The organism is Pseudomonas sp. BJa3 (assembly GCF_026343815.1).
Classification (GTDB): domain Bacteria; phylum Pseudomonadota; class Gammaproteobacteria; order Pseudomonadales; family Pseudomonadaceae; genus Aquipseudomonas; species Aquipseudomonas soli.
In genome coordinates this window covers 1-239 of the sequence record NZ_JAOXMC010000515.1, presented here as the reverse complement: position 1 = coordinate 239, position 239 = coordinate 1, and the positions used below count along the sequence as shown (strand labels likewise).

At 62.3% G+C, this 239-nt stretch carries 1 pseudogene; it reads right to left on the bottom strand.

Annotated features, from left to right (window positions below):
• Positions 1–239, bottom strand: a pseudogene (locus OH705_RS28620) (cytochrome o ubiquinol oxidase subunit I); the annotation flags it as partial.

Sequence of the window (239 nt, the reverse complement as noted above, 5' to 3'; positions counted from 1 at the left end):
ATAGTGGTCAGGCGGCAGGTAGCCTTCGGAGCCCCCGGTGGCGGCAGCCAGCTGGGTACGCATCATGATGGCGTCGGCGAAGCCGCGCAGCAGCATGACCCTCGCGACGATGATGTACATCACGCCGATCTTCTTGTGGTCGACCGTGGTCAGCCACTCGGTCCACACGTAGGTCCACTTGCGGAAATAGGTGATGGCACCTACGAGAGCGATACCACCGAGCGCGATCATGGCAAGCG